Origin of the sequence: Mesorhizobium sp. B3-2-1, assembly GCF_006439515.1 — a bacterium.
Classification (GTDB): Bacteria; Pseudomonadota; Alphaproteobacteria; order Rhizobiales; family Rhizobiaceae; genus Mesorhizobium.
The window spans coordinates 1-16450 of sequence record NZ_VFTI01000038.1 but is presented as its reverse complement, the minus strand read 5'-3'; the positions used below and the strand labels follow the sequence as shown (position 1 = coordinate 16450).

Annotated in this window: 18 protein-coding genes; 11 read left to right on the top strand and 7 right to left on the bottom strand. The window is 64.2% G+C overall.

Features of this window, described 5'->3' with window-relative positions; all coding sequences use genetic code 11:
* The first annotated feature begins 126 nt into the window (after window positions 1-126).
* The 4 genes from FJW08_RS28375 (at window position 127) to FJW08_RS28360 (ending at window position 3572) form a co-directional block, all read left to right on the top strand.
* Window positions 127-465, top strand: coding sequence for a hypothetical protein (locus tag FJW08_RS28375; protein ID WP_140765229.1), 339 nt, complete (start codon window positions 127-129; stop codon window positions 463-465).
* A 24-nt stretch (window positions 466-489) separates the two neighbouring features.
* On the top strand, window positions 490-1191 hold the full coding sequence (locus tag FJW08_RS28370; RefSeq protein WP_140813204.1) for a phosphatase PAP2 family protein: 702 nt from the start codon (window positions 490-492) through the stop codon (window positions 1189-1191).
* A 285-nt stretch (window positions 1192-1476) separates the two neighbouring features.
* Window positions 1477-1755 carry a helix-turn-helix transcriptional regulator gene (locus tag FJW08_RS28365; protein ID WP_140765203.1) on the top strand — a complete coding sequence of 93 codons (279 nt, stop codon included), beginning with the start codon at window positions 1477-1479 and terminating at the stop codon, window positions 1753-1755.
* Window positions 1756-1823: 68 nt separating this feature from the next.
* A complete protein-coding gene (locus FJW08_RS28360) occupies window positions 1824-3572 on the top strand; it encodes a SulP family inorganic anion transporter (RefSeq protein WP_140813203.1) in 1749 nt (582 codons plus the stop codon).
* Here the strand turns inward: FJW08_RS28360 and FJW08_RS28355 are convergent.
* Together FJW08_RS28355 and FJW08_RS28350 are read right to left on the bottom strand one after the other, a co-directional pair.
* Window positions 3562-4179, bottom strand: a complete 618-nt coding sequence (locus FJW08_RS28355; RefSeq protein ID WP_140813202.1) for a DNA-3-methyladenine glycosylase — start codon at window positions 4177-4179, stop codon at window positions 3562-3564. The two genes, FJW08_RS28360 and FJW08_RS28355, sit on opposite strands and share 11 nt — an antisense overlap.
* Window positions 4180-4308: 129 nt before the next feature.
* The gene (locus FJW08_RS28350; RefSeq protein ID WP_140813201.1) at window positions 4309-5163 is read right to left on the bottom strand and encodes an ATP/GTP-binding protein; all 855 of its coding nucleotides are present in this window, start codon (window positions 5161-5163) and stop codon (window positions 4309-4311) included.
* A gap of 112 nt (window positions 5164-5275) precedes the next feature.
* Between FJW08_RS28350 and FJW08_RS28345 the strand changes: the two genes are divergently transcribed.
* Both FJW08_RS28345 and FJW08_RS28340 read left to right on the top strand, forming a co-directional pair.
* Window positions 5276-6076 carry a helix-turn-helix transcriptional regulator gene (locus FJW08_RS28345; RefSeq protein ID WP_140813200.1) on the top strand — a complete coding sequence of 267 codons (801 nt, stop codon included), beginning with the start codon at window positions 5276-5278 and terminating at the stop codon, window positions 6074-6076.
* Between the two features lie 111 nt (window positions 6077-6187).
* Entirely contained in the window at window positions 6188-7564 is a 1377-nt protein-coding gene (locus FJW08_RS28340) for an adenylate/guanylate cyclase domain-containing protein (protein ID WP_140813199.1), read from the top strand.
* Between the two features lie 84 nt (window positions 7565-7648).
* On the opposite strand, the gene FJW08_RS28335 is transcribed toward FJW08_RS28340, so the two are convergent.
* From FJW08_RS28335 to FJW08_RS28320, 4 genes are all read right to left on the bottom strand, one after another.
* The gene (locus tag FJW08_RS28335) at window positions 7649-8395 is read right to left on the bottom strand and encodes an IS5 family transposase (protein WP_246682624.1); all 747 of its coding nucleotides are present in this window, start codon (window positions 8393-8395) and stop codon (window positions 7649-7651) included.
* A gap of 93 nt (window positions 8396-8488) precedes the next feature.
* Window positions 8489-9316 carry a YiiX/YebB-like N1pC/P60 family cysteine hydrolase gene (locus FJW08_RS28330; RefSeq protein WP_140813198.1) on the bottom strand — a complete coding sequence of 276 codons (828 nt, stop codon included), beginning with the start codon at window positions 9314-9316 and terminating at the stop codon, window positions 8489-8491.
* Window positions 9317-9410: 94 nt separating this feature from the next.
* Complete coding sequence (locus FJW08_RS28325) at window positions 9411-10352, bottom strand: CHAD domain-containing protein (protein ID WP_140813197.1); 942 nt, start codon at window positions 10350-10352, stop codon at window positions 9411-9413.
* Complete coding sequence (locus FJW08_RS28320) at window positions 10349-10822, bottom strand: CYTH domain-containing protein (protein WP_140813196.1); 474 nt, start codon at window positions 10820-10822, stop codon at window positions 10349-10351. The genes FJW08_RS28325 and FJW08_RS28320 overlap by 4 nt, the downstream gene beginning before the upstream one ends.
* A gap of 90 nt (window positions 10823-10912) precedes the next feature.
* On the opposite strand from FJW08_RS28320, the gene FJW08_RS28315 reads away from it, so the two are divergent.
* The 5 genes from FJW08_RS28315 to FJW08_RS28295 all read left to right on the top strand — a co-directional run bounded on the left by FJW08_RS28315 (window position 10913) and on the right by FJW08_RS28295 (window position 15233).
* A complete protein-coding gene (locus FJW08_RS28315) occupies window positions 10913-11617 on the top strand; it encodes a CerR family C-terminal domain-containing protein (RefSeq protein WP_140813195.1) in 705 nt (234 codons plus the stop codon).
* Complete coding sequence (locus tag FJW08_RS28310; RefSeq protein WP_140813194.1) at window positions 11614-12567, top strand: HlyD family efflux transporter periplasmic adaptor subunit; 954 nt, start codon at window positions 11614-11616, stop codon at window positions 12565-12567. Before FJW08_RS28315 ends, FJW08_RS28310 begins: the two co-directional genes overlap by 4 nt.
* Window positions 12564-13484, top strand: a complete 921-nt coding sequence (locus tag FJW08_RS28305; RefSeq protein WP_140813193.1) for an ABC transporter ATP-binding protein — start codon at window positions 12564-12566, stop codon at window positions 13482-13484. The genes FJW08_RS28310 and FJW08_RS28305 overlap by 4 nt, the downstream gene beginning before the upstream one ends.
* 14 nt (window positions 13485-13498) lie before the next feature.
* Window positions 13499-14635, top strand: a complete 1137-nt coding sequence (locus FJW08_RS28300; RefSeq protein WP_140813192.1) for an ABC transporter permease — start codon at window positions 13499-13501, stop codon at window positions 14633-14635.
* Between the two features lie 73 nt (window positions 14636-14708).
* Window positions 14709-15233, top strand: a complete 525-nt coding sequence (locus tag FJW08_RS28295; RefSeq protein ID WP_140813191.1) for a hypothetical protein — start codon at window positions 14709-14711, stop codon at window positions 15231-15233.
* Between the two features lie 43 nt (window positions 15234-15276).
* Here FJW08_RS28295 and FJW08_RS28290 read toward each other — a convergent pair whose 3' ends face one another.
* Window positions 15277-16260: a threonine/serine dehydratase gene (locus FJW08_RS28290; protein ID WP_140813190.1), complete on the bottom strand. Its 984-nt coding sequence runs from the start codon at window positions 16258-16260 to the stop codon at window positions 15277-15279.
* Between the last annotated feature and the right edge of the window lie 190 nt (window positions 16261-16450).

Genomic DNA, 16450 nt, shown 5'->3' with positions numbered 1-16450 from the left:
GCACATTGAGCTTCAGTCTCGCCCTTGCCAAGACCCTCCTTGGAGCGACGTTGCTTGACGTCTCGGCGCGCTTCGGAAACAAGGTCCGCGATATCAGGCGAAAGCCGCTTCGAGGGGGACGAGACATTGAGTTTTTCGGGATTGCTGCAGCTTGGCTTTTCGACGGTGATCTTCCTGCTGGCAGCGACCGCCGCCAAGCAATGGGGCCTGGCGCCGAGCCTGGGCAAGATCCTGCTGACGCTGGCGCTCTATTCGCTGGGCAATTTGATCATGCTGCGGCTGATCCGCGAGTTCGGCATGTCGGTGTCGTTCAGCCTCTCGGCGGTGATCCAGCTGGTCTCGGTCAACGTGGTGGCGCTGGTGTTCTTCGGCGAGCGCGTCAACGCGCTGCAGGCGGCCGGCATCGCACTGGCGATCGCCGCCGTGGCGCTGATCACGCTCGGGCCCTATCTGCAAGGGCGATGATATGACGACCGAGGTACCGGCCCGATGAAAGACAACGCAGGCACTCTGTTCAACCGGATCGAATTCCCGGTGCTGCTCGCCGGCCTGGTCATCGCCGGCGGGCTGTGGGGCTTCGTGGAACTCATGGAGGTAGCACGCGCCACCGCCCCGCATGGTTTCGACACCGAGATACTTCTCGCCTTCCGCCAGCCGGGCCTGCCCGGCGTTCCCATCGGCCCATCATGGCTGGAAGGGGCGATGCGCGACATCACCAGCCTTGGCAGTACCAGCGTGCTGGCGCTGGTCACCACGGCGACGATCATCTATCTGCTCTTGATCCGCAGGCGTGGGACCGCGCTTCTCATCCTCGTCGCCGTGGCTGGTGGCGAGGTGCTGTCGAGCCTGCTGAAAGTCGGCGTCGACCGGCCGCGCCCGGAACTGGTTTCGCATCTGGTCAACGCGACCTCGCTTTCCTTCCCGAGCGGCCATGCCATGCTGTCGGCGGTGACCTATCTCACGCTCGGTTCGCTGGCGGCGCGCTTCCTGCCGGGCCGGACGACCAAGGTCTACGTCTTGTTCCTGGCGGTGCTCACGACGGTGCTGGTCGGCGTCAGCCGCATCTATCTCGGCGTCCACTGGCCGTCCGATGTGCTGGCGGGCTGGTGTGCCGGTTTCGCCTGGGCGATGCTATGCTGGTTGGTGGCGCGGCTTCTGCAACGGCGCCAGGCGGTGAGCGACGACGCCTGACCCCGCCGTCAGATCAATCTGTTGATGAGATGCCCGCCACAGCCCGCCAGCGCCAAAACCATCGACAGCAAGCCTGCCGATGTCATCCAGGTCTTGAAAACGTTCAACCGCGTTACCCCTGCCCCGGATGGGCAGCACCCTAGCTTGAAATCCTTGGGAAGTATCGAAGAAAAATGGACAATCTGGCGAAGACGCTTACGTCTGAAACCCTTATAATGATGCTTGAAACATCACAATGAAGGTATTATACGTTATATCAGCAGACTCAGACATGGGTTCCGGCCGATGATCACTGCCGCGCAGATGCGTGCCGCAAGGGCCTTGGCCGGCATCGACCAGAAGACGCTCGCCGAGCGCGCCGGCGTTTCGCTTCCAACCATCCAGCGCATGGAAGCGAGCGATGGCGTGGTCCGGGGCGTGGTCGATACGCTGATGAAGGTCATCCAGGCTCTCGACGAGGCAGGGGTGGAACTGATCGGCGAGAACCAGGCCAGCGAGCGAGGCGGCAGGGGCGTGCGCCTCAAGCCCGCCGTGTCGCCGGATCCCAGGGCTGAGCCGGCATAAGTCGCGACGGCGACCGCCGACAGTCCTGCCGACGATCCCGCCGCCTTTGCAGGTGCGGAAGGCAGTCCATGGATCAAGCGCGTCAGACAGTGCATCAACCGGCCCACCAGGCGGCCCACCAGCCGGTCAAGCCGACATTTTCCGAACTGTTCACGCCGAAGCTGGTGACAGTCTGGCGGGAGGGTTACCACCTGCCGCAATTCAAGGCGGACTTCATGTCCGGCCTGACCGTAGCCATCGTCGCGCTGCCGCTGTCGATGGCAATCGCGATCGCGTCGGGCGTGACGCCGGAACGCGGCCTCTACACCTCCATCGTCGGCGGCTTCATCATCTCGGCCTTGGGCGGCAGCCGCTTCCAGATCGGCGGCCCGGCCGGCGCCTTCATCGTGCTGGTGGCGGCAACGGTTGCGCGGGTTGGCGTCGACGGCCTGCTGCTGGCGACGATGATGGCGGGCGTCTTCCTGCTTGCGATCGGGTACCTCCGCCTCGGCACCTACATCAAATTCATTCCCTATCCGGTCACCGTCGGCTTCACCGCCGGCATTGCCGTCATCATCTTCTCCGGCCAGATCGTCGAACTGTTCGGGCTGATCCTGCCGGGCAAGGAGCCCGGACCGTTCGTGCCCAAGCTGATCGCGCTTGGCGAAGCGGCCGGCACGATCAACCCCGCCGCAACCCTGGTGGCGGTGCTGACCATCGCAACCATCGTTTTCCTGAAGCGGTGGCGGCCGAAATGGCCTTCCATGCTGATCGCCATCGGGCTTGCCTCGCTCGTCGTGGCGCTGTTTGCACTGCCGGCCGAGACGATCGGCACGCGCTATGGCGGCATCCCGCGCAGCCTGCAATGGCCTGGCCTGCCCCCGGTCAGCTTCGGCAGGATGCTCGACGTCCTGCCCGACGCCATCGCCTTCGCGCTGCTCGGCGCCATCGAATCGCTGCTGTCGGCCGTTGTAGCCGACGGCATGACGGGCCGGCGGCACCGCTCGAATTGCGAGCTGGTGGCGCAAGGCTTCGCCAACATCGCGTCCGCCCTGTTCGGCGGCGTCTGCGCCACCGGCACCATCGCCCGCACCGCCACCAATGTGCGGGCCGGCGCACATGGCCCGGTTTCGGGCATCGTCCATTCGGCCATCCTGCTGGTGCTGATGCTGGTGGCGGCTCCACTCGCCAGCTACATCCCGCTCTCGGCCCTTGCCGGCGTGCTGGCGGTGGTCTGCTGGAACATGTTCGAGAAACAGGCTTTCGTCACGCTGCTCAGGGCATCGCGCGGCGATGCGCTGGTGCTGCTGGCGACCTTCCTGATCGTCGTCTTCCGCGACCTGACCGAAGGCATCGTCGTCGGCTTCGCGCTCGGCTCGATCCTGTTCATCGATCGCATGGCGAAGTCCGTCGCCGTCGAGGCGGATCTGGCGCAGGACGATGTCGCCGACAGCGGCGCCGGCGGCTATGATTCCAGCGAGGCCGCTGACGCCGACACCGTCGTCTATCGCATCTCGGGCGCCTTCTTCTTCGGTGCCGCCTCCACCGTCGGCAGCGTGCTCGACCGCATCGCCGACCAGCGCCGCAACTTCATCCTCGACTGTTCGGCCGTGCCGCTTTTTGATTCGACGGCGGCCAATGTCATCGAAAGCGCGGCCCGCAAGGCGAGGCGCGCCGGCGTGCGCTTCATCATTTCGGGCGCCTCGCCGCGGACACGGCGCATGCTGATCAACCACGGCGTCAAGCGGCCGCTGGTGACCTATGCCGCTTCGATCCGCGATGCGCGGGCGCAGCTGGCGGGAGAACAGGAGGCGGAGCAGCCGTCCCTCAACGGTTGAGCGATCTCGGGCCGCTGACGAAAGGACTTGCCTTCAGGTAAAATCGCAGCAGGCGTTCGGCATCCTTCGAAATGCCGATCCTGATGCTCTGCCCGATTTCAGCGGGGACGTGGTCTTCGTGTGCGAGCCATAGCGGGCCCTCCCGGCAAAGGTCGATCCCGTCGAGCGATCGATCGATCCGCAATGCCGCGGTCAGCCTTCCCGGCCCGCGCGCCAGGTCGCGCAGGCGCTCGACGCCACGGTTCAGCCGCATGATAGCGATGCCTTCCAGCGGCTCCAGCGCCCGGATCAGCACGCCGGTTCCCCTGCCTTGCGTCTCGCTCGAAACGTTCAGCATGAACGAGATGCCGTAGGCGAGATAGACATAAGCGTGCCCGCGCTCGAGAAACAACGACCGGTTGCGCGGCGTCATTCCCCGAAAGCCGTGCCCGGCGGCATCGCCGACGACATAGGCCTCGGTCTCGACGATGCGGCCGCTGACCCTGCCTTCGGGCAAGTCGCGCACCACCAGCTTGCCGATGAGATCGCGGGCGAGGGCGGCCGTATCGTCCGGCAGGTCGTCCCGCGCGAGCGGCGGATGATTGTCGCTGTGGCTCACGGCATCCATGGGGCCGCTCTGATCTCGCGGTCGTCCATGGCACACCTCCCTGATCATCACCGTGGATGGACCGTCCTACCACGGTCCATCCACGGCTGTCAGCGAAGGTCGCACGGGTCGGCCCCGCGGCGGCGATTCTCAATCGATCTTCAGCGCCGCCACCTCGCCCTCGTTCATCAGTGGTACATAGAGGATCGACTTGCCGTCGGTGCCGATGTCGGCGCTGCCCGGCTTGAAATGCGCCACCGCTTCCGGCGTGCCGCCGGTCCTGTATCGGTAGAGCGTGCCGGTCATGTAGGCGGTGGCATAGATGGTGTCGCCAATGGCGACGATGCCGTCGAGGTCGGCGAACCTTTGGGCGCCCGCCAGCGGCGTTACCGTCTTGCTGGCGAGGTCTACCGACAGCAGCCCGCCCGGCTCGGCGGTGCTGAAATCGGCCTTGATGCCCTTGCCCCATGAGGCCACGATCAGCCTGCCGCCATCGGCGAAGACGCCGTTCGGCGAGGCAAGCAGCGGGTCCTTGACGAACAGATCCGGCCTTTCGCCGTCGATGCGGTAGATCGTGTCGGCCAACATGTCGGTGACATAGACCTTGCCGGACCGGTCCGATGTCATGTCGTTCAGGAAGACCGCGTTCGGCACAACGATGCTGGTGACGAGCTTGCCGCTGGCGAGGTCGACGACGCGGACCTTGGTGATGTCGGCGACATAGAGCTTGCCGCCCGATATCGCCATGCCCTTGGGCGCGTCCATGCCGTCGGTCCAGTGCTGGGTTACGATCTTGCCGTCGAGGGACAGCACGCTGAGATAACCATTGCCGTCGGCGTCGCCCGGATTGCCGACGATGTTGGAAACGATGATGCGGTCGTTGGCGGCGTCGAACAACGCCGATTCCGGCTGTTCGAGGCCCGTTGCGCGCCAGAGCTCGCCGGCCTGGGCGGGAGCGGCGATGCCGATGGCGGCGATGAAGGCTGAGGTGATGAGGCGTCTCATGTCCGGTCTCCTGTGATGACGGCGGAGACTATGTTTTTCGATACTTTCCGGAAAGCGTGATTGGCGCTAGTATCGAATACCGATACGAAACCGACGGCAAGAGGTGCATCCCATGAACGGTTTGATCTTCGAGGCGCTGAAGCGGACGCTGAAGGCGAAGGGGGTCACCTATCGCGGCCTCGCCGAGCGCATGGGCGTTTCCGAGCCGACGGTGAAGCGCATTTTCCATGAGAAGAACTGCAAGCTCGACCGCCTGGTGGAGATCTGCGCCGCCGCCGGCGTCGAGCTGGAAAACGTGCTCGGCTCGATGAGCAGGGGGCCGGGGCCGGTCAACCACATCGCGCCCGAGATCGAGCGCCGGCTCGCCGGCCGGCCGGCACTGCTGTTCGTCTTCGTCATGCTGTCGGAAAAATTCACGCCGGAAGGCATCATGCGCTCGCAGGGCCTGAGCGAAGCCTCGATGTTCCTCTATCTGCGCGACTTGGAGGAGCTCGGCCTGATCGCGCTCGGCCGAGGCCTATCGGCGAAATTGCTGGTCGAAACGCCGATCCAGTGGAATTTCGAGGGGCCGCTCAGGCCGCTGTTCGAGATGACCAACAAGAATTTCATCGGTTGGGCGATCACCCATATCGAGCGGGAGGCGACCTTCGTCAGCTTCTCCAGGCGGATGCGGCCGGAGACGGCGGAGATGGTGCGGCGCGAGGCCGAGGAGCTGGCCGACCGCGCGAAGCTGCTGGCCCATCACGACCAGCACACCACGCCCGAGGACGGGTTGGTCGGCCACAAATGGACGTTCGCCTTCGGCGCCACGCCGTTCGAGGCGATCATGCCGATCGGCCCGCATCCGCGCGACGCCGGGGCGTTCGATCGGCCCGCCGCTCCAGCAAAGGGACGCCGCCCGTTACCGGCCTGATACAGAAAAACGAAATCACATTCATGATATAGTTCGCGCACTGATTTGTCAGATTGTAGAAGGCGGGTTTGCCGAATGCGTGACACGTCCCCGTGAAATCGAAGTGATCCTATGTCGACCGCGCCAACACTTGAACTTCGCCGCTATTCGCGCCTGAAAAATTTGCGGGCGCGTGCAGAACGCCAGGGTGCTGCATTACAGTTCTGGGCGCGTACGGCATCGCTCGCCGTGATCTCCTGCTTCTTTTCATTGACCAGCCGCTGGGATGCTTCGCTGCTCTTCGTGCTGGCGGGCCTCGTGCTGTTCCAGCTCATCGGCCTGATCCAGTTTCTCTTTGCTCGCCGTCGCACGGCGCGATGGTGGATCGGTTACCTCGCCGGTACGCTGGACATCATTCTGTTGACCGTTCTGCTGATAACGCCCAACCCGTTTTCCCTGGAGGTCGCGCCGGCCGCGATGCAACTGCGCGAGGGCAGCTTTAAATACCTGCTGATTTTCGTATGCCTTGGCGCTCTGACCCTTTCGACACGATTGGCACTCTATCTCGGCGCGCTCGCGGCCCTGACATGGGCGATCGGGGTGGGATGGGTGATTTCCCATCCGGGAACCGTAATTCCGGCGACGAACCTCTATTCGCTGCCAATGACAGAGCGACTGAACCTCTATCTCAACCCCAATTTCGTCGATACATTTGCGCAGGCGACCAACGTGTTGGTTGTGCTGATTATCGGCGCGATCATGGCGCTGGTCGTCTTTCGTTCCCGACATCTGTCGGAGGACTACGTCAAGGCAGAGCGCGCCCGCGCCAATCTCGCCCGGCATTTTTCGCCCAATGTCGTCGACCAGCTCGCCACCGATGACGAGCCCTTCGGCCCGGTCCGCCGGCAGGATATCGCGGTGCTGTTTGCCGACATCGTCGGCTTCACACACTATTCCGAGGATCATCCGGCCGAAGCAGTGTTCGAACTTCTGCGTCAGTTCCACCGTCGCATGGAACAAGTCGTTTTCGACCACCATGGCACCGTCGATAACTATATCGGCGATTGCATCATGGCGACATTCGGGGTTCCGCAAGCCAGCCATGACGACGCGACTCGGGCCATCCAATGCGCTGAAGCGATGGTCGCCGCTCTCGAAGACTGGAATGTACAGCGGGTGTCCAGGGGATACCCGCCGCTGGACGTTCGGATCGGTGCACAATATGGCGCAGTGGTCATCGGCGCGGTCGGCAGCGAGCGCAATCTGTCCTTCGCGGTGGTGGGCGACACCGTCAACGTCGCCAGCCGTTTGCAGTCGCTCTGCCGTGAGCTTCAGGTGAATATTTGCTTTGGGTCACGACTGATTGAGGCCGCGAAGGCGGAATCGCCCACGACACCGTTGAATGCGCGCGATCATGGACCGATGAGCATCCGCGGCCGGGACGAACCGGTCCATGTCTGGGTCGAACACAGAGCCGAAAACCAGGGTTCTATTGCGGTTCCGGCGTGACATAGGCCGCCATGTGAAACGCCTGCACCTCGGCGGGATAGCGGTAGGCCGCGTGTCCTGACCTAGGGCGTAGTGACGATTTAACTACCTGAGCCAGATAGCGATAGCGGCAAGTTTGACAAAGCCCATGAAGTTGGCGAGCAGCTTGTCATATCGAGTTGCGACGCGGCGGAACTGTTTGAGTTTGTTGAAGAAGCGCTCGATGATGTTGCGCTCCTTGTAGAGATCAGCGTCGTAGGGACGCTGATGCTTTCGATTGCGCTTGGGCGGGATGACGACGTCGGCGCCTATTTCTGCGATCTTTTCAAGCAAATGGTCGGCGTCATAGCCCTTGTCGGCGATCGCTGCGCCGGTCTCGAAGCCGTCGACGAGATCATGCGCGAAGGCGATGTCATTACGCTGCCCTGGGCTTGCGATCAGGCGAACCGGTAACCCAAGAGCATCGCCTGCCGCATGGATTTTGGTGCTCAGGCCGCCGCGAGACCGGCCCAGACCTTGGGCATCCGCCCCCCTTTTGACCGGCGCGCGCCGGCGGCGTGCTGATGAGCGCGCACAATGGTCGAGTCGATCATCAGCTTCGCGCGCAAGAACCAGAAGCATCTCATCGAGAACGCCCATTTCGATCCAGCGATAGTAGCGCCGCTTCACGGATCGATAGTCGCCGAGCCGCTCGGGTAGATCACGCCAGCGCCCACCCGAGCGGGCCATCCACAGCAGGGCATCGAGGAACTTCCGGTTGTCGGTGCGCGGGCCGCGCTTGCCCTTCGTACCGCCAGGCACAAAGCCCCTGATCCGTTCCCACTGATCGTCCCGAAGCGCATCGCAGTCCATCGCTGACCTCCAAAAATCAGCGTTGAATCTGATTTGCGCTTCCTTGGGAATCCCAACCCGTTAAATCGTCACTACGTCCTAGGCCGAAAGCCATCACGTGTCCGTCGCGGTTGCGCCAGCCTTTGCGGCTGCGGCGTCTGTGCTTGCCTTGTCGTCCCAGACCATTTGCCGGTAGTCGAAACCATATTCCAACGTCGGCTTGACGATGCGGAAATAGGGCGACAGGTCGAAATCGCGCGGCGTGTAGAGCGAGTGATGGCGGATGTGCAGGATTTCCCTGCGCGAATAGTTCGACTGCGCCGAGGCCCGGCCGGGCGCGCGGGTGATGTCGGGCAGGATCGGATAGTGGATCTGGCCGTAAGCCTCGGCGATCAGCGTCGAGCAGATCGCCCGGGTCGGGTTGCCGGAGCCGAAGGCCAGCATGCGGCGGCGCCAGCGCACCGGTACCGGCGGCGCCGGCAGGAAATAGCGCAGCATGTCGAAGATGTTCTTGAGATCGTATTTCAGGCCGAGCTTGCCGATCATGAAGGCAACGACCTTGTCACGGTCTTCGGGTGTCAGGCCGCTCGCCCGGCAGATGCGGGTGTTGTAGGTCCGGTACCGCGACAGCGGCACGGCGACACAGCCTTCGCCGACCGTAACCTCGATCAGGCGCCGCCGTTCCGAGCCATCGTCCGGTTCGGCCAATGCGTCGCCGACATAGAAGGCCGCGTGCGACCACGTCGACTGGGTCAGGTATTTGATCGCCGCCGAGATTTTCTGGTTGCCCTCGATCAGCAGGATGTCGCCCGGCTCCAGCGTGCGGCGCAGTGTTTCGGCGTCGGAAGGCGTGTAGGGCTCGTAACCCGAGGATTCTTCCTGCAGCCGGCCGGCAAGCCAGCGGCCTATGCGGTCCAGGAGCGTGTCGGCGGGCTGGGTCATGACTACGCGTGACTAGCACGAGGTGGCGGGAAAGTGCCAGCGCCGGCGCGTTCTCCCTTCTCCCACAAGGGTGAGAAGGGGAGGCACTGGCGCATCAGCCCACCGTCGCGTTCGCGTCTTCCTGCGCCGCGCCGGCAAGATCGTCGCGGGCCTTGCGGGCAAGCATCTTCGTCGAGCGCTTCGGGCTGTCGCCGAACAGTTCGGCCGCCTCGGCAAGGCACGCCTTCTTCAGGCCCTTTTCCGAGCGCTTGAGCAGCTTGCCGAGAAGTTTCGTATCCTCGGGCGGCCCAAGCGGCTCGCTGTCCGCCTCGAGCAGCGCACGCATGACGAACACGTCATGCAGTTCGCCGAGCCGTTCGCCCAGTTCATCGACGGCCTTGCGCCGCGCCTTGATCGGCGTCGGCCACAGCCTGCCAAGCAGCGACAGGTGCATGCCATGCGTCTTGGCCGCCTTGCGCAGGTCGTGGAAATCGTTGGCCTCGCCGTGCGCGCCGGCCTTGTCGAGCGCCTTCCTGGCACGGCGCAAGGTGGCGCGCGCGCCTTCGGCGAGCACGTCGGCGGCCTGTTCCGGCTGGTCGGGCAGGACAAGGGATTCGATGCGCTTCATGCCGTCTTCGCAGGCCGCGGTGGCCGCTCCGATCGCGGCCTGCAGCCCGGCCCCCTCATGCAAATCGTGCTGGCGGGCGATGAGCCTGTCGCGCACGGCATCGAGCCCGCCATCGGCGCTTTCCTTCGCGAAACTCGCAGCCAGCCGGTCGATGGTTTCGATCAGCGCCGTCGCCTCACGCGGGCCGGCAAGCAGCGCCGCCACATTGCGATAGCATTGGTTTTCCGTGGCGCAGAATGTTTCGTCTCCGGAACGAACGAGCCGCAGCAAGGCACGCGCGCTCTTCAGCCGCTTGCGGCATTTGTGCAGCCCCTGTTCCGGCCGTGTGCGCGCCGCATCCAGATGCAGCAGGGCCTTGCCGATTTCCTCGGCAAGGATGCGTCTGACCTCGCCGGTCAGCGGCATGCGCGGGTCTATGCGAAAGCTCATGCGGCGATCTCCGGTATCCCCCCGAGGGCGAGCGACGCGTTGTAGAACTTCTGATCGCCGGTGACTTCACGGCCGAGCCAGTCCGGCAGCATTTCGTCCGGAACGTCTTCCGGAGTCTCGAGTTCGGCCACTACAAGTCCCGCCAGTGCGCCACCAAAGACATCGACTTCATAGAGATAGCCGCGATGCCTAACATGGTGACGTGTCTTGTCGATGACACGTCCGATGGCGAAGTCCAGCATTTCCACCGCCTCCTCAAGCGGGATCGGATATTCGAATTCGTCGCGCTCGCGCGCGCTGCTGCCGAATTTGAGCGTCAGTTTGGCCGAGGCTCCGTCACTGATGCGGATGCGGACGGTTCGTCCGGGTGCCATGGCGAGATAGAACTGGAGAATGCGGATATCCGCTTCCACCAGATCTCGCCATGCGGTGCTGGAGATCAGGAACTTGCGCTCGATTTCCTTGCCCATGGCCACGCACTAAAGCGGTTGCCGCGCGCGATGGCAAGACGGCGCTGCGCCAGTTGACCTTAATCAATCGATTGATTAAAGTCTTGCGCCATGATCAAGTTGCCGAACGCCAAGACGCCCCGCCGCGCGACATCGCCGGCTGAGCTGACGCGTGCCGCGCTCGTCCGGGCGGCGCTGAAACTGTTCGGGCGGCAAGGATTCGACGGCACCTCGACGCGAGAGATTGCGGCCGAGGCGGGGGCCAATATCGGCTCGATCGCCTATCATTTCGGCGGCAAGGAAGGTCTTCGCACCGCTGCCGCCGACTTTATCGTCGAGACCATTGAGGCGGTCGCCGGCCAGGCGCTCGGCAATGGACAGGCCGCGACGGCAAGCGACCCGGAGGCGGCGCGGGCGCAGCTCTTCGCGGCCCTGGAGCGGATGGTCGGCTTTGTCGTTGCCAGCCCGCAGGCCGGAGAGATCGTGCAGTTCGTGCTGCGTGAGCTGTCGCATCCGACGGCGGCGCTCGACCGCATCTATGAAGGCGTCTTCGAGCCGACGCATCGCCGGCTGTGCCTGATCTGGGAGCAGGCCACCGGCGAGCCGGCCGAAAGCGAACGGACCCGGCTCACCGTGTTCACGCTGATCGGCCAGGTCATCTATTTCCGCATCGGCCGCGAGGCGGTGATGCGCCGCATGGGCTGGCACGACATCGGTGCCGCCGAGGCCGCCAAGGTGGTGGCGGTCGCCACGGACAACCTCGGCGCCATACTGGCCGCCCGAAAGGCGGCAGGGACGAAGGGATCGGGACAATGAGCTTTCTGTGTTCGCTGCCGCTCGCCGCCCAACTGTTTGGTGCCTGCGCGCCGGCAGCACCGCTCGCCGTCGGTTATGTCGAGGGCGATTACGTGCTCCTGGCGCCGATCGAGGTGGCGCAGGTCGAGACGGTGATGGTGAAGCGCGGCGACCGCGTCATGCCGGGAGCCATCGTGGTGACACTCGAAAACGCCGACGCCAAGATCGCGGTGGCGCAAGCGCAGGCGGCCCTCGCCCAGGCGCAGGCGCAACTTGCCGACCTGCAGGTCGGCAAGCGGCCGGAAGAAATCGCAGCGCTCAGAGCCCAGGTCGACATGGCCAAGGCGCAGGCCGACGACGCCAAGCGCAAATACGACCGCGCCGCCGATCTGTTCAAGCGCGGTACCGGCACCCAAGCGGACTATGACACCGCCTCGGCGACGCTGGAAACCGCCAACGCCCAGGTCGGCCAGGCGCAGGCCAATCTCGCCGTCGGTGGCCTGCCGGCGCGGACCGAGACGATCAAGGCCGCCGACAACCAGGTCAAGCAGGCGCGGGCGGAGCTGGAACAGGCGCAATGGCGCCTGTCCAAGCGCACCCTCGCCGCCCCTTCGCCCGGCCGTGTCAACGACGTCATCCGCAATCCCGGCGACACGGCGGGCCCGACCGCGCCTGTCATCTCGGTGCTTCCCGACGGCGCGGTGAAGCTCAGTGTCTATATTCCGGAAAGCGCCTTCTCCTCGGTCAAGGTCGGCAGCCTGCTCAGCGTCCGTTGCGACGGCTGCGGCCCGGACGTGAAGGCGCGCGTCAGTTACGTCTCGCCCGATCCCGAATTCACCCCACCGGTGATCTATTCGCTCGAGAATCGGCAGAAGCTGGTCTACCTCGTCGAGGCGCGGCCGGAGGGCGACGCGGGGCCGCTGCAGCCCGGCCAGATCGTCGATGTCAATCTCGCGGATATGGGAAAATGAACGTCATCGACGTTCACGGCCTGGTCAAGCGCTTCGGCGACAAGACCGTCGTCGACCACGTGACCATGTCGGTCGCCGAGGGCGAGATCGTCGGCTTCCTCGGCCCCAACGGCTCGGGCAAGACCACCACCATCCGCATCATGTGCGGCCTGCTGACGCCGGACGAGGGCGAAGGTACGGTGCTGGGTTTCAACATCCGTACCGATGCGCTCAGGATCAAGCGTGAAGTCGGCTACATGACGCAGAAATTCTCGTTCTACGAGGATCTGACGATCGGCGAGAATCTCGAATTCGTGGCGCGGCTCTACCGGCTGAAGCCGGTCGAGGAGTATGTCGCCCGGACATTGGAGGATCTCGGCCTGGCGACGCGCCGCAACCAGCTGGCCGGCACCTTGTCCGGCGGCTGGAAGCAGCGGCTGGCGCTGGCCGCCTGCATCATGCACGAGCCGAAACTGCTTCTGCTCGACGAGCCGACGGCCGGCGTCGACCCGAAGGCGCGGCGCGAGTTCTGGGACGAGATCCATCGCCTGGCCAGCGGCGGGCTCACCGTGCTGGTCTCCACCCATTACATGGACGAGGCCGAGCGCTGCCACCGCATCAGCTACATTTCCTATGGCAGGATGCTGGCCACCGGCACCGTCGCCGAGGTGGTGAAGAATGCGGGCCTGACCACGTTCGTGCTGCAGGGTCCCCGGCTCGACGAGGTGGCGCAAGCGCTGCAAGGCCGCCCCGGCGTCGACCAGGTGGCTCCGTTCGGCGCCACGCTGCATGTCGTCGGTTCCGACCGCAAGAAGCTCGAGGCTGCCCTTGCCGATGTCGAGAAAGAGCACAAGGGCGTGACCGTGAAGCCCGGCGAAACCAGCCTGGAGGACGTCTTCATCCAGTTCATGTCGGGATCGAAGGACAATATGGCATGAAGGGACAATATGGGATGAACAGCATCTTTTCCTTCGCCAGGCTCGGCGCCCTGCTGATCAAGGAATTCATCCAGATGCGGCGCGACCGCATCACCTTCGCCATGATGCTGGGCGTGCCGCTGATACAGCTCGTCCTGTTCGGCTACGCCATCAACAACGACCCGAAAAGCCTGCCGGCGGCGCTGGTGGCGACCAGCAGCGATCCCTACACCCGTGCCATGGTCTCGGCGCTGCAGACCACCGGCTATTACCGCTTCGATCATGTCGCGCGGAGCGCCGACGAGGCCGAGTTCCTGATGGCGCGGGGCGACGTCGCCTTCGTCGTCACCATCCCCGCCGACTTCGCCCGGCGTGTCGAGCGCGGCGACAAGCCGCAGATCCTGATCGAGGCCGACGCCACCGATCCGGCGGTCGCCAGTGGCGCCATCTCCACGCTCGGCACCATCGCCGGCCAGGCGCTGCTGAGAGCGCAGGGCATGCAGGAAGCCGCCGCCGAGGCCGCCAGGGGACAGCTCGATGTCGTCGTCCACCGGCGCTACAATCCCGAAGGCATCTCGCAATACAACATCGTGCCCGGCCTGCTCGGCGTCATCCTGCAGATGACCATGGTGATGATGACCTCGATCGCGCTGACGCGCGAGACCGAGCGCGGCACGATGGAGAACCTCCTGGCGATGCCGTCGAGCCCGCTGGAGATCATGATGGGCAAGGTGCTGCCCTATCTGGCGGTCGGGGCGGTGCAGGTGGTGGTGGTGCTGGCGGCGTCGAAGCTTCTGTTCGCCATACCGTTCAGCGGCTCGATGACGCTGCTCCTGTCGGCGGTGCTGGTGTTCGTGCTGTCCCTGGTGTTGCTCGGCTACACGATCTCGACCATCGCGCGCACGCAGATGCAGGCGCTTCAGCTCACCTTCTTCTTCTTCCTGCCGTCGATCATGCTGTCGGGCTTCATGTTCCCCTATCGCGGCATGCCGGACTGGGCACAGACCTTCGGCGAGATTTTCCCGCTGACGCATTTCCTGCGTATCACCCGCGCGGTGATGCTGAAGGGCGCCCAGCTGCCGGCGGTGGCGACCGAGATCGGCTGGCTGGTGGTCTTCGTCGCGCTGTTCGCCGGCGTGGCATTGGTGCGCTTCAGGCGCACGCTGGACTGATCGGCACGGCTGGCGCAGATGGCCGAGACATATAGAATGCAATGGCTGTGACGGGCCAATTCAGGGTTGATCAATGCTGCGGGGCAAACTCCATATCCTTCCATTGATCACAGGCAAGAAAGACACGCCCCTGCGTGTCGGAGCCGATCTCGGCCCCATTCAGAAGCACCTCGGCTTTCCGAAATGGCTGTATGTCTATCAGGATCAGCCCTGCGGCTTTCTTCTTGGCTATGGCGACCTGGAACTCGACATTCTGACCCGCAGCAATCGAGCGCGCGCCAATCGCATCAGCATCAAGCTGTGGCACGTGCCGGACGTCGCCAAGCCTTTACCTTTGAAGTGGAGCGGAAACAGCCAAATCGATCTCGATGGCTTTCATCCGGCGATGACGCTTTCCGCCACTAAGGCGCTGCTTACCGATCTCGGCCTTCAGGGCAAAGACTACAAAGTTGACAGTGCTTCTGAGACGGTGCGTCGCCTTGTGCTTCCCCATGCGGAATTGCATTTCTTCAGAGGGCCGGAAGAACCGATCCTTATGGAGATCCACTTCCTGACCTCAGAGGAAATCCGGCGAACCAAAGGTGATTGGGCCTTTTGAGCTTCGCAAGCTCAAGGCCTGACACTTGTGGAGGGCGCAGCCCCTACGCCGCCGCCATGATCCCGGCATAGGTGCCGAAATCGACATTGCCGCCGGACAGCACCACGGCAACGCATTTACCCGACAGCTCGATCTCGCCCGATGACAGCGCCGCAAGCGCGACGCAGCCGCCGGGCTCGACCACCAGCTTCAGGTAGGCCATGGCGTCACGCATCGCCTGTGCGGTCGCCTTGTCGGAAACCGCGATGGCACCCGCGAGGTTACGGCGGTTGATCTCGAAGGTGATGACGCCCGGCTCGGCGGTCAGGATCGCGTCGCAGATCGAACTGTGGCCCGGCTCGTTCGAAACCCTGGCGCCCGCTGCCAGCGAGCGGCGCGTGTCGTCGAAATGCTCGGGCTCGACCGCCCAGATCGCGGTGCCGGGCGAGGCATCCTTGACCGCGACGGAAATGCCGCTGGTCAGGCCGCCGCCGCCACAGGGGATGACGACCGCGTCGAGGCTGACACCGAGCGCCCGCGCCTGCTTCACCAGCTCCAGCCCGATCGTGCCCTGTCCGGCGATGATGGCCGGATCGTCGAAGGGCGGCACCAGCGCCATGCCCTTGTCGAGATAGGGGCGAACCACCGTCATGCGGTCGTCCTTGAAACGGTCGAAGGGCACCACCTCGGCGCCCATCTTGCGGACATTGGCGATCTTCATGTCAGGCGCATCCGTAGGCATGGCGATGACCGCCTTGACGCCGAACATAGCGGCGGAAGCCGCCACGCCTTGGGCATGGTTGCCCGAGGAAAAGGCGACGACGCCACGGGAGCGCTCCGCCTCGCTCAGCGAGGACAGCTTGTTGTAGGCGCCGCGGAACTTGAACGAGCCGGTGCGCTGCAGCGTCTCCGGCTTGAACAGGATACGGCCGCCGAAGCGCCGGTTCAGCTCCTGCGATTCGATGAGCGGTGTCTCGACGATCAGGCCCGAAAGGCGCGCGGCGGCGGCGTGGATGTCGGCGATGCCGGGAGGGGTGGTGGCGGTCATGCAAGGTCCAGAAAAAGAGGGTGTCTTCTCATGATGCTCGCAAAGACACGCAGTACACCAATGAAAAAATGTGACCGTTACAAAGTTGACGGACCACCTCGTCCGGCAGTGCCGCCCCTCACCTGCCTGCCGGTGTCCAGCGGATAGATGGGTAACAGAATGAACCGGATACATAGGTAACAGTTTTCTC